9 protein-coding genes and 2 rRNA genes (1 of these 11 running past the window's edge) are annotated in these 13,444 nt (G+C 43.5%); 1 reads left to right on the top strand and 10 read right to left on the bottom strand.

The window, feature by feature from the left end:
• Positions 1-22: 22 nt before the first annotated feature.
• The 7 genes from AC0VX1_RS10215 to AC0VX1_RS10185 form a co-directional block, all read right to left on the bottom strand.
• On the bottom strand, positions 23-1,627 hold the full coding sequence (locus AC0VX1_RS10215; protein WP_475471046.1) for a long-chain-fatty-acid--CoA ligase: 1,605 nt from the start codon (positions 1,625-1,627) through the stop codon (positions 23-25).
• Positions 1,628-1,690: 63 nt separating this feature from the next.
• Positions 1,691-2,095 carry a PaaI family thioesterase gene (locus AC0VX1_RS10210; protein WP_413011927.1) on the bottom strand — a complete coding sequence of 135 codons (405 nt, stop codon included), beginning with the start codon at positions 2,093-2,095 and terminating at the stop codon, positions 1,691-1,693.
• An 86-nt stretch (positions 2,096-2,181) separates the two neighbouring features.
• The gene (locus tag AC0VX1_RS10205; RefSeq protein WP_413024085.1) at positions 2,182-3,366 is read right to left on the bottom strand and encodes a thiolase family protein; all 1,185 of its coding nucleotides are present in this window, start codon (positions 3,364-3,366) and stop codon (positions 2,182-2,184) included.
• 70 nt (positions 3,367-3,436) lie between these two features.
• Positions 3,437-4,585, bottom strand: a complete 1,149-nt coding sequence (locus tag AC0VX1_RS10200; protein ID WP_063576639.1) for an acyl-CoA dehydrogenase family protein — start codon at positions 4,583-4,585, stop codon at positions 3,437-3,439.
• Between the two features lie 111 nt (positions 4,586-4,696).
• Positions 4,697-5,872, bottom strand: coding sequence for a thiolase family protein (locus AC0VX1_RS10195; RefSeq protein WP_475471044.1), 1,176 nt, complete (start codon positions 5,870-5,872; stop codon positions 4,697-4,699).
• Positions 5,873-5,966: 94 nt separating this feature from the next.
• Positions 5,967-7,235 carry an MFS transporter gene (locus AC0VX1_RS10190; RefSeq protein WP_413011919.1) on the bottom strand — a complete coding sequence of 423 codons (1,269 nt, stop codon included), beginning with the start codon at positions 7,233-7,235 and terminating at the stop codon, positions 5,967-5,969.
• 94 nt (positions 7,236-7,329) lie between these two features.
• A complete protein-coding gene (locus tag AC0VX1_RS10185; RefSeq protein ID WP_475471042.1) occupies positions 7,330-8,928 on the bottom strand; it encodes a long-chain-fatty-acid--CoA ligase in 1,599 nt (532 codons plus the stop codon).
• 1,158 nt (positions 8,929-10,086) lie between these two features.
• Between AC0VX1_RS10185 and AC0VX1_RS10180 the strand changes: the two genes are divergently transcribed.
• Positions 10,087-10,326 carry a hypothetical protein gene (locus AC0VX1_RS10180; protein WP_096338764.1) on the top strand — a complete coding sequence of 80 codons (240 nt, stop codon included), beginning with the start codon at positions 10,087-10,089 and terminating at the stop codon, positions 10,324-10,326.
• Positions 10,327-10,601: 275 nt separating this feature from the next.
• On the opposite strand, the gene AC0VX1_RS10175 is transcribed toward AC0VX1_RS10180, so the two are convergent.
• From AC0VX1_RS10175 to AC0VX1_RS10165, 3 genes are all read right to left on the bottom strand, one after another.
• Positions 10,602-11,453 (bottom strand): tyrosine-type recombinase/integrase, encoded by an 852-nt coding sequence (locus AC0VX1_RS10175; protein WP_413011915.1) that lies wholly within the window; start codon positions 11,451-11,453, stop codon positions 10,602-10,604.
• Positions 11,454-11,614: 161 nt separating this feature from the next.
• A 5S ribosomal RNA gene (gene rrf, locus AC0VX1_RS10170) occupies positions 11,615-11,730 on the bottom strand.
• 64 nt (positions 11,731-11,794) lie between these two features.
• Positions 11,795-13,444 (bottom strand): 23S ribosomal RNA (locus tag AC0VX1_RS10165) (it continues 1,283 nt past the right edge of the window).

Raw genomic sequence — 13,444 nt, 5'->3', positions numbered from 1 at the left:
TCCCTTACGATAACTGATATGCTTATCTCCCTCCGGCAGTAGGGCTCTGTGCTTCCTCCATTAATATTCTGCGCAATATTTTCCCGACAGCTGATTTGGGCAATTGCTCCCTGAACTCAAAACTTCGCGGCACTTTATATCTGGCAAGTCGCTGCACGCAAAACTCCCTGATTTCCTGCTCCGTGACTGACTTGCCTTTCTTTAAAACTATGGCCGCTTTTACCGTTTCCCCACGGTATGAATCCAGTACTCCATATACACATGTCTCTTTCACGGCTGGATGCTGATAAATAATATCTTCTACTTCGATTGGATATACATTATAACCGCTTGCAATGATCATATCTTTCTTCCTGCCTACGATATAGAAATATCCCTCTTCATCCATCGTCGCGATATCCCCAGTGTAAAGCCATCCATCCCGCAAAGCTGTTGCGGTTTCCTCTGGATTTTCCCAATATCCCTTCATTACTTGCGGACCTTTAATGATCAGTTCGCCTCTTTCTCCTGCTTGCAATTCATCAACGCCTGTTTTCAAATCGACGATTTTAGCATCGGTATTTGGATATGGAATTCCGATACTTCCTTGTTTTTGTTGTCCTATGACTGGATTACGGTGTGTAGTGGGGGAAGTTTCCGACATCCCGAATCCTTCTAATATTGTAACCCGTAATTTTTTTTCGAACTGTTGAATGATTTCTATCGGGAGCGGCGCAGAACCACAGCTGCAGTACTTAAAGCAGCATAAATCGTCCGCCGTCAAATCCGGGTGATTCAATAAAGCAATATACATGGTCGGGACACCAGGAAAAATGGTTGGCCGATGTGTTCGAATCAAATCTACCACCTTATCTATTTCAAATTTCTCTAATGTGATATAAGTAGATCCGGCATATATGGCACTATTCAATCGTCCATTACCAAAGACATGGAATAATGGGGTCAATCCAAGCATCCGTTCGCCAGGACTTTGGAGTTGAAGGGCATGAGCCGTGAAAGCAAAATCTTGAAATACATTCGAGATCAAATTAAAATGCGTGAGCATGACCCCTTTTGATTTCCCTGTAGTTCCCCCTGTATATTGAAGAACAGCCACAGCTTCCTTTGGGTCGATGTCCAGAACAGGAAGTTCCTTATCTTTCCTTGATATACCCGTTCCAGTTTCCATTAATTGCTCGGCAGATATGAACGTTAACCTTTCAGAAAAACTTGTTAGCGCTAATATTTCCCGTTGTACCTCCCGCCCAATGAACCAATTGGCTCCGGAATCCCGTAATATATAGTCCAATTCACTCGACTTATACAGTGGGTTCACTTGAACGACCATACCTCCCAAACGATGGGTGGCATAATAGGCAATGATATATTCTAGACAATTTGGCAGCATGATTGCTATACGGTCGTCTTTTTGAAATCCACGGTTGTCTAAATTCACAGCAAAACGATCTGCGGCATCCTTTAATTCCATATATGTCATTTCCCGATCCCCATCTATTACGGCCTTGCAGGTTGGGTAAAGTCGGGCTGAACGTTCAAGGAGACCATATAAGGACAATACTGGAATGTCAATTTCTGCTGGGGTTTCTTTCGGATAAAATCGATGCCAAGTTCTAGTCAATTTTTTCACACCTCATTTTTTACTATTAAAATGGAGCATAGTCACTTGTCAGCCAATTTGATCATCCTTGCCTCATTTATCGCGAATGATTTTAAAAATTCCTGTGCCCTTAGCAATGATGTTGCCTTCAGCATCTTTTATTTCTCCTTCCGTAAAGGCAATTTTGTATCCTTTTTGCAGGACTTTTGCTTCCGCAAAGAGTTTCCCGCTTGATATGCTGGCTAAATAATGTACTGTTAAACTTGTCGTCACGACTTTAGATTTGGTAACGGAACGAGTCACCATTCCTAGGATGGTATCCAGCATGGTGGCGTGAATGCCCCCGTGCAGTGTTCCATTGACATTAAGTAAATGTTCTTCAATGTTTAGCTTTATCGTTACATTTCCTTCTTCAAACCGAATGATTTCAAACCCAATATGCGAAAAGAATGCACTACTTTCGAATTGATTCCGAATATCCTCCACTTCAACAGGCAATCTTCCTCCCCCTCACTTTTGCGCGATTCAAATTATATACGGAAAGGAGCAGAAACGTATGGGGTTTCCGCTCCTTTATCGTTGGACTATATCGTTTCAATCATGATCGCCATTCCCTGGCCGCCGCCTACACAAAGTGTAGCAACTCCATATTTTTCTTTCCTGCGAATCAGTTCATGTATTAGCGTTGTCACGATCCTTGCGCCCGTCGATCCGACTGGGTGCCCAAGTGCAATGGCGCCTCCGTTTACATTCACCTTGTTTTCATCTAGCGATAAATCCCTGATAACTGCCAATGCTTGTGAAGCGAACGCTTCATTTAATTCGAAAAGCCCAATTTCTTCAACTTTTTTCCCGGTGCGCTCCATAAGTTTTCCAACGGCTGGTACTGGACCAATTCCCATCACTTCAGGAGAAACTCCGGCAGTCGCCCAATCGACGATCTTTGCGATCGGCTGTACTTGCAACCGTTCCGCTTCACTGGCCTTCATTAACACCAATGCAGTCGCCCCGTCATTACGACCACAAGCATTACCGGCAGTGACGGTTCCGTTTTCCCTGAATGCCGGTTTTAAGCTTGCAAGCTTTTCCATTGTGGTATTCGGGCGTGGATATTCATCCGTTTCAATGATAACCGTACTCTTCCTGTCAGAGACCTGGACAGGAACGATTTCATCTTTGAACCTACCTTCTTCCATAGCTTGCGCCGCTTTTCGTTGACTTTCCACTGAAAAGGCATCCTGTTCTTCCCTGGAAATGTTGTATCGCTGCGCGACATTTTCAGCGGTGATTCCCATCCCCAAACTTTTCCCATAAATTTCTTGAGGCTGCTGCCCAGCTTCAGTATTAGAATCAACTAGTTGGGTCCTGTCTCCCCCAAAACGGGCACTTCTTAAATAAAGCGGTGCCCGGCTCATGCTTTCCGTACCCCCGGCAACGACTATATTTGCTTGACCTGAGCTTATCTGCTGTGCTGCTGAGGTGATGGCTTGCATTCCAGATGCACATAACCGGTTTACCGTAAAAGCCGGTGCAGAATCGGGAATCCCTGATCGCAATGCTGCCACCCTCGCGACATTCGAGGATTCAGTCGTTTGCCTTACCTCCCCGAAAATGACTTCATCCACTTGTTCCGCTGCAATATTTGCCCGCTTGATCGCTTCTTTAATGGCAATGCTAGCCAAATGACCGGAACTAATCTCTTTAAATGCTCCACCGTACCTACCAATTGGTGTTCGTACAGCACTCACGATCACGATATCTTCTCCCATTTCGTTCCTCCCCCTTGAAATTCCGGATACTTGGGCAAAAGACTACCTGCCCGAATAAAACAGTAAACATTCAGCACTCTTCCAAGACATTTCTTGCAATGATTAAACGTTGGATTTCATTCGTTCCTTCATAGATCTTTGTTATGCGGGCATCCCGATAAAAACGTTCTACTGGATATTCAGCCATATATCCCATCCCGCCATGAATTTGTACCGCTTTATCCGCCACCCGATTAAAAACGTCAGAAGCGAACAGTTTGGCCATTGATGCTTCCTTGATCACTTTTTTTCCTTCATCAATCTTTTGTGCCGCCATCATCGTCAATGCTCTTGCGGCTTCCGTTTCGGTTGCCATATCAGCAAGCATCCATTGAATCGCTTGGTTGTCAGCGATCGGTTTACCGAATTGGATACGCTCTTTGGCATATTTGGCTGATAATTCAATTAATTTCCCACTTGAACCCACTGCTCTTGCAGCCAATCCTACTCGCCCTTCACCTAAAATTTTAAGTGCAGAAATATATCCCATTCCAACTTCGCCGATTACATTTTCTTCAGGTATGATACAATCTTCAAAAATGACCTGTGAGGTATATGATCCTCTTAATCCCATTTTTTTGTCCTTTTTGCCGACAGTCAAACCAGGAAAGTCTCTTTCCACTAAAAAAGCGGTAATCCCTCCCTTTGCCCCTTTATCTTTATCCGTTAAAGCGAATACGGTATAAACATCAGCTATCGGCCCATTCGTGATGAAATGTTTCGTCCCGTTCATCACCCAGTAATCACCCTTCTTTTCTGCACTCGTTGCCAAATTGGTTGCATCCGATCCCGCTCCGGGTTCAGATAAAGCAAAGGCGCCAATTTTCGTGCCTGCTGCCATTTCAGGCAAGTATTTATTTTTCAAATGTTCGGATGCCAGCTTAACCAGACCTGTACTGCCAATCCCGGTGTGAGCGCTTATTAATGAAACGAAACCATTATGGGTCCTTCCTAACTGCTCTAAAACGGTAGCCTTTCCCACCGCATTTAAGCCAATTCCACCGTATTGTTCGGGAATGCTTATCCCGAATAAGCCAAGGTCTTTCGCTTTTTCCACCAAATGCTCTGGGATGGCATCTTCTTCTTCAATTTGTATGGCGAAGGGCTCCACTTCCCTTTCAACAAAATTACGGATCATTTCCTTCATTTGCTGCATTTCCTTGGTTAAAGTGATTGTCATGAGTTTATTCCTCCTTAGTTCTGTTCATGTATAGTAGCCATCGACAAGTAGGGCATATAGGTCTGAAAGCTGTGCTAAATTGATTGTTTTTTTGTAAACACACATATAAAATCAGCCTTCACGTTCAATTATCGTAGCAATTCCCTGTCCGCCTCCAATGCAAGCTGTAATAAGGGCGAACCTTCCGGCAGAACGCTTCAATTCATGAACCGCTTTCGTAATGAGGATGGCACCCGTCGCACCAAGTGGGTGTCCATGTGCAATGGCTCCCCCGTTCACATTCACTTTTGCTAGATTCATATCAAGCTCCCGATTACAAGCAATGACTTGAGCGGCGAATGCTTCATTAAACTCAATGATGTCCATTTCATTTAAGGAAAGTCCTGATTTCTCCATTACCTTTCTTATAGCGGGAACAGGTCCTATTCCCATATAATTTGGATCTACCCCTGCAACTGCCTGTGCCCTGATCGTCGCTAAAGGCTTAATCCCCAATTCCACCGCTTTTTCCCTCGACATGATGACCAATGCTGATGCGGCATCATTCAATCCCGAACTATTGCCTGCAGTCACGGACCCGCCTTCCAGAAATGCAGGCGATAATTTGGCTAGCCCTTCTTTCGTTATTTGCGGTCGTGGATGTTCATCCAATTTAAATTCGATATCGTCACCTTTTCTGATGGGAATGTGGATAGGCACAATTTGTTGTTCATTGAACCGGCCCTCTTCCACGGCTCTGGCCATATTTTTTTGGCTTTGTAGAGCAAAGGCATCTTGTTCTTCCCTGCTGACCTCATATTTTCCCGCTAAGTTTTCAGCCGTGATTCCCATCGGGGGATCGCCAATCTCTTTAGGGGACAACCTGGACTTTCTGAACTGCGGCGGCTTTGCACTGTATGGTTTTTCCGGTCGGTCCATCAAGTATGGCGCCCTGCTCATGCTCTCGACCCCACCGGCGATATAGACATCGCCTTCGCCAGCCCGGATCGCTTGTGCAGCCAAGTTGACAGCGTTTATTCCCGAGCCGCATTGACGGTCGACAGTAAGACCCGGAAGATGAATCGAGAGGCCCGTTTCCAGTGCAGTTAACCTGGCAATGTTTCCACCCCCGCTTAACACATTCCCCATGATTACATCATCTACCATACGAGGTTCTACATTCGCTCGTTTCAAGGCTTCTTTCATCACTTCTGCTCCAAATACGTGGGCAGGAACAGATGCAAGTGCACCTCCCTGTTTTCCAATTGCTGTTCGAACTGCAGAAACTATGACGGCTTCTCTATTCATGTCCAATCCGCTCCTTTTCCTTTTATTCACGCCATTATTTGAAGGCATTCCTTCTCTCACTAGTTTCATTGAATGTAAGCAGGTTCGACCCTGCTTATGAGGACTTAAGGTCAAAGTTATCCGAACTTTTATTTTTAAGTTTCCCGGCCGGTTTAACGAATATCGCAAACAGGATGCCAAAAGCCAGGACAAGGATGGCCATGAACAATATCGATAGGTTATAACCCAATAGTTGATTTCCTCCAGCTATACTTATGATATAGCCAGTTAATAGAGGTGCAACAATTCCCGCTAGATTTCCTGATGATGTTAAGATGCTTGTCATCAATCCCCCCCGCTCCTGCATTTCATTGATCATGATCGTTGGTCCAATTGGTAAAATGGCGTATGTAAGACCCTTCGCTAAACACATGGCGACTATCACCCAGATTGGATTTTGAAATATCATGATTGAGGAAAAGAATAATGCACCAAGAATCATGGCGCCCGCAACGACGAATACCCTTGATGATCGCCAATTCTGATTCTTCTTAAATAAATGATCGGACGCCATCGAAACACCCATATAAATACATACGGAAACGACTCCGATTATCGCAACGCTGGTTCCCATTTGACCTGGAGTCATTTTTACGGCTTCCACTAAATAAATCGGGAGCCAAACGGAAAACCAAACAACTAAAATATACGTTGAAAAATAAGCGAGCGTAGTAAACAAAGCAGTTGGTGAGGCCAGTAGCAGCAAAAAGTCTTTCACTTTTATTTTTTCCAGTTTTTGTTTCTTTTTCTTTTGGACGTTTTCGTATACTTCAACTGGATTTTCCTTTGTTAAAAATTGAAAGAGGAAGAACCAAACAAGGCTTGCTGCGCCAAGGGCGGCAAAGGCAACCTTCCAGCCGAATATCGTAATTAAGGATACGAGGATCGGTGCCACGATCATCGCACCAACGGTCCCTCCGCCAACAACAACCGAATTGGCAAAACCTTTCAGCTTCGGCGGAAACCACTTATCGGCATGACTGTAAGCAATTGGGCTATAAGGCCCTTCGAATGCGCCAAGTAAAATCCTGTATAGAATTAATAATGGAAGAGCGGTAATGGCTAAAACGCCGAATTGCAAAACAGTCCATGTCAGCATGATGAACCCCAGCACTTTTTTAGCCCCCAGCCGATCAGCCCATGCTGCCCCAAAAATCCCTGTTACTGGGTAGAGCCAATAATAACTGCTTCCAACAAGTCCCCACTCTGCATAGGTAAGATTGAATTCCTTCATGATGGGAACAGCTGCGAGGCCCACGATCGATTTATCTGCAAAATTGATGACGGCTCCAAAGAATAATAGAATGAGAACAACCCAACGCATATGAATCCCTCCTCTTCTTTATTTTTGTTTACAAATTGGCATACCATCCAACGTAAGGTTCAACTTAGATGGTTGAAATCACACTCCCCCACTTTCAACCTTTTTCTAATTCCTCCTTAACTAACAATCTTTTTAATAGTTTACCCACTGTATTACGCGGAAGTTCTTTTCTTAATTCAAATACTTTTGGTACTTTATAAGGCGTCAATTGGGAATAGCAATATCCTTCTATTTCATCAAGATCCACGGAAGCGCTTTCTTTAGGTACGATGAATGCTTTCACTATTTCTCCTTTTTCTTTATGTGGGATGCCGACCACAGCTGCCTCTTTAATGGCCGGATGTTCATACAGAACCCCTTCTACCTCCTGCGGGTAAATATTGAATCCGCCGACGATGATCATTTCTTTTTTCCTGCCGACGATATAGAAATATCCTTCGTCATCCATCACAGCAAGATCGCCAGTATATAGCCAATCATTCTGTAAGGCTTTTTTGGTTTCGGCTTCGTTATTCCAATAACCCTTCATGATTTGCGGGCCTTTTATGAGCAACTCCCCGACGCATGTGTTAGGCACTTCATTATTTTCATCGTCAATGATCATACAGTCCGTGCCTGGAAAAGGGATGCCAATGCTTCCTATTTTCCTTTTTCCGAAAGGCGGATTACGATGGGTGGAGGGTGAAGCCTCAGACAAACCGAAACCCTCTCCGATTTTGGCACCGGTCAGCCCCTCAAATCGCTTTATTACTTCAACCGGCAGGGGCGCCGATCCACAAGAACAACTTTTTAAACAATTCAGTCCATAGTTTTCAATTCCTGGATGATTAACGAAAGCGTTATACATCTTTGGAACTCCTGGAAAGAAAGTCGGACGGTACTTTTTTATTTTTGCAAGTACATCTTCAAGTTCGAATTTAGGAAATAAGAGGATGGCAGCTCCAATATAGATACCTAGATTCATTGCGCTTGTCATGGCATAAACATGGTAAAGAGGCGTAGCTGCCAAAACGATTTCTTCGCCAGGTTTCAGTGAATCACCATACATTTCAAAGCTCTGCACGACATTGGAGGTTAAATTATGGTGAGTAAGCATGACACCCTTCATCTTCCCAGTGGTGCCGCCAGTATATTGGATGACTGCCGTATCTTCATGCGGGATTATTACTACGGGCTTCTTAATCGCATCCCCTGTTTCAATCATCGTTTTAATGGAATAGGTGCCATTTTGATCATTTTCCGTATCAATGCATACATCAAATTCATATATCGCCTTCGTTTCTTCAATTGTATTTGCGGCCGTTTGGTCAAATACAATATTCTTGGTATCCGAGTCTATTAATATTTGCAATAGTTCCCGCGGTTTATACATAGGATTAATTTGTACAACCAACAGACCCAGTGCCTGGGCAGCATAATAACTGATTATGAAATAAGGGTGGTTGGCCAACATCAGTCCAATCCGTTCACCTTTAACAAAGCCCATTTCTCTCCATTTACCTGCAAGTTTGTCTACCTGCATTTTTAGATTCTTATAATCCATGGACTGGTCTTCATAAATGATGGCTGTATGGTGTGGAAACTTACTTGCTGTTATATCAAGCAGTGAATAGACGGATATTTCCGGTAGCTTCATAGATTTCATTCTTTCAACATACCATTGCTCCCATGGTTTATTTATCGTTTTTCGCACCATTTATCCCTCCGCACATAAACGAATTTCATATCGTGCATGTTTGATTTATAACTATTATTATGCAACTAGCATGCCAAGACCCATTTTAATGTAAAATCGCTTATTATTAACATCAGTCAATTCATTAATGAATTTTATTCGCAAATAATGCCTTTCTATAGGGGATTCATCGAAATGCCCATAATTCATTTTTGAATTTATATAAACTCAGCTCTTTACTAACGATATTGAAAAGTTGACTTTTACCATATTATAGATTATACCTACTCACAAATCGTGTTATAGACTTTGGTGATTATAAAATTGAAAAGCCCATCCAGCTGAGGAAGGGCTTTTCGAATTTTATTGACCTACGGTTAAATAAAAAATCTATAGCTCCCTTTCCATTCCTGGATTTTTAGATTTTGCGCGTTCGTAGACTGATTTTGCCACCGCTGAATCCAAGAATCATCAAAGCCACACTACTGGTTCAATCGATCGGACCATCCTGTAAAGACCTAGATATCACGTTCTTTAAGAACATTATCCAACATGGCCTCCTACATTTTGATCTTTGCTACTCACTCTTATGTATCCAAATTTACGGACATCCATTTTTTTACTCCTTCATCTACTTTTCTCTCTCTTATTCTATCAAAAGCGTTCGTAAATGTTTTTCTAACTTTTACGAACGGGTGTAACAATTCTATACAGACCATTTCGGAAATTTTTTAGCTTTAAACGGCGCTCAACCATTTTTGTGAAATACAACATTTTCTTTTTTGGATATTATTAAAATAATAAATCTGCTGATTTTGTTAATTTTAGCCCCTTCATCCTATCAGCCTGTCATCCTTTTATCATACCATGAGGTTTTTGCTCGAATTTCCAAATGAAATTCTTGACAATGTAAGCGCTTTCTTTTATGATGATAATAGGTTGGATGGCATGCGTGGCCGTCATAGTATCTGGCGTAGGTGGGGCCAATACCCGGAGTAAAAGAATAGCTTCTTCCGAATAGGAAACAGTGATTCATCAATCATATTATTCAAATACAAAAAAAACTCTGTATTCGGTCAAATTCAGGGTTTCCCTAGCTTAAAAGCTTCCCTTAAAATCCCTTATTTTTATTACAAATATGTATGCTAGTTTTATTTTAGAATGAGGAGGTACTTTATGAAGATCAAAAAAAGTTCCCTTTACGATGAATTACCATTAGAATTATTGGCAGGATTTTATTATGAAATAAATAAGAACATTGAAAATGGAATCTTGTCTGGTGCTATGCAGCATGAAATTAGATTAATTGAACAAACAGCATTAAAAAGGAGTATCTCACTTGAATACCTACATGACAAGGGTGCTTGTATAATTGAAGCCGAGAAACTACTAAGAGAAACTACTCTGCAACCCTAAATTGTAGAATAAGAAGTCCAATGATGTTTTCTAGTCTACCCTAGGTAAAGAATAAATTCCTTTTAATTAACCCTCTTGGCTACCAAAGGGTTGTTTTGGGTGGCATTCACCAAAAGAGATCTTCGCCTTAAAAATTCCTAGTCATTTTAATCTGTCCTTTAAAAGGCCTACAACTATAAAAGAAATGCTATTTTTAAATCATCAGCATTAAATTCCCCGTGCTATTGGAACTTATATAAGGAAAACTTCTTGTATATCGTTAAGTATTCCCAATCCTAAAAATTATCAAAAGTATTTTCAATGGCTGATTCCAATTCTTCTTTTCCTTCTCCTATATAACGTTTGGTCATGTTCAAATCTTTATGCCCCATCAATTTTGAAACGGTTTGAAGGTCTATCCCCTTATCGATTAATGTTTGGCAAAACGTATTCCGCAGCCTATGGGGAGTCGTATTATATTTAGTCAACATATATTGCACGGACCTTGGCGTTATGCGTTGATTCACACTGGATATGAAGATGGCTTCCGTTTCCATATTTAAAAATTCCTTGTATGCCTTGATCTTTTCACTAGCAGTCATGGAGAGTGGAATCTTCCTGTCTATATCACCTTTTGAATCCCGAATGAGGATATATTGCCTTTCTCCCTCTTTTTGAATGTCACTATGGTTCAAATCACAAAGTTCGGACACCCGGATACCCGTATGAATCATTGTGTAGACAATAGCAATATTCCTGAAATGCCCAGAGGCCTCGATTTCTTTTAGGAGAGCAGCTTGCTCAAGCATGTTCAGGGCTTTTGGCGGATCTTCTTTCTTTTCCTTTGCTTTACGATCGATGTTGAGGACGATTTCGGGTTTATCAAGGAACCTGGAAAACATGGTAATGGCTGAATAATGTTTTTCAATCGTTCCTCCACTCTTGTTTGACTGTTCCATATCGTCTAAATAGGTTTGGACGTGGAATTTTTCAATCTCTTCCGCCTCATCTTTAAACCATTGAAGAAACTGGGAGATGACTCCCACATAGGTTTTAATCGTACCATCGGATTTATTTTGACCCATTAACCATTTCGCAAAAGAATGAAGAATTTGTTTATTGTCCAGGATTTCTTCTTTACTGGTCATTCGAGAAGCCCCCTACCAAAATCATGCTATTAATAAGCCTTTCCAACGAATTGTGGAATTTATACAAAAAAACCTTAGGATAATCCTAAGGTTTAGATGCGTAGATAGGATTTGAACCTGTTTATACGGGTTTATGAATCCTAATTGATGTGATAAACATTGCTTGGCGGCGTCCTACTCTCACAGGGGGAAACCCCCAACTACCATCGGCGCTGAAGAGCTTAACTGCCGTGTTCGGAATGGGAACGGGTGTGACCTCTTCGCTATCGCCACCAAACATAAAAGGAACGTTGTTCCTTCAAAACTAGATAATAAGAAGGTATTTCATTTTTAAAAAAGCGTTGGTTAAGTCCTCGATCTATTAGTATCAGTCAGCTCCACATGTCACCATGCTTCCACCTCTGACCTATCAACCTGATCATCTTTCAGGGATCTTACTAGCTTGCGCCATGGGAAATCTCATCTTGAGGGGGGCTTCATGCTTAGATGCTTTCAGCACTTATCCCGTCCGCACGTAGCTACCCAGCTATGCCTTTGGCAAGACAACTGGTACACCAGCGGTGCGTCCATCCCGGTCCTCTCGTACTAAGGACAGCTCCTCTCAAATTTCCTGCGCCCGCGACGGATAGGGACCGAACTGTCTCACGACGTTCTGAACCCAGCTCGCGTACCGCTTTAATGGGCGAACAGCCCAACCCTTGGGACCGACTACAGCCCCAGGATGCGATGAGCCGACATCGAGGTGCCAAACCTCCCCGTCGATGTGGACTCTTGGGGGAGATAAGCCTGTTATCCCCGGGGTAGCTTTTATCCGTTGAGCGATGGCCCTTCCATGCGGAACCACCGGATCACTAAGCCCGACTTTCGTCCCTGCTCGACTTGTAGGTCTCGCAGTCAAGCTCCCTTGTGCCTTTACACTCTACGAATGATTTCCAACCATTCTGAGGGAACCTTTGGGCGCCTCCGTTACTCTTTAGGAGGCGACCGCCCCAGTCAAACTGCCCACCTGACACTGTCTCCCACCCCGATAAGGGGCGCGGGTTAGAATTTCAATACAGCCAGGGTAGTATCCCACCAACGCCTCCACCGAAGCTGGCGCTCCGGCTTCTCAGGCTCCTACCTATCCTGTACAAGCTGTACCAAAATTCAATATCAGGCTGCAGTAAAGCTCCACGGGGTCTTTCCGTCCTGTCGCGGGTAACCTGCATCTTCACAGGTACTATAATTTCACCGAGTCTCTCGTTGAGACAGTGCCCAGATCGTTACACCTTTCGTGCGGGTCGGAACTTACCCGACAAGGAATTTCGCTACCTTAGGACCGTTATAGTTACGGCCGCCGTTTACTGGGGCTTCGGTTCAAAGCTTCGCTTGCGCTAACCTCTCCCCTTAACCTTCCAGCACCGGGCAGGTGTCAGCCCCTATACTTCGCCTTGCGGCTTCGCAGAGACCTGTGTTTTTGCTAAACAGTTGCCTGGGCCTATTCACTGCGGCTTTTCTGGGCTATTCACCCTAAAAAGCACCCCTTCTCCCGAAGTTACGGGGTCATTTTGCCGAGTTCCTTAACGAGAGTTCTCTCGCACACCTTAGGATTCTCTCCTCGCCTACCTGTGTCGGTTTGCGGTACGGGCACCTTACATCTCACTAGAGGCTTTTCTTGGCAGCGTGGAATCAGGAACTTCGGTACTATATTTCCCTCGCCATCACAGCTCCGCCTTAATGGAAACGGGATTTGCCTCGTTTCCGGCCTAACTGCTTGGACGCGCATATCCAACAGCGCGCTTACCCTATCCTTCTGCGTCCCCCCATCGTTCAAACGATGTATAGGTGGTACAGGAATATCAACCTGTTGTCCATCGCCTACGCCTTTCGGCCTCGGCTTAGGTCCCGACTAACCCTGAGCGGACGAGCCTTCCTCAGGAAACCTTAGGCATTCGGTGGAAGGGATTCTCACCCTTCTTTCGCTACTCATACCGGCATTCTCACTTCTAAGC

The organism is Peribacillus sp. QJM3NY_7, from assembly GCF_056173225.1.
The sequence above is the reverse complement of the archived record's forward strand: the minus strand, read 5'-3'. Positions and strand labels throughout refer to the sequence as shown.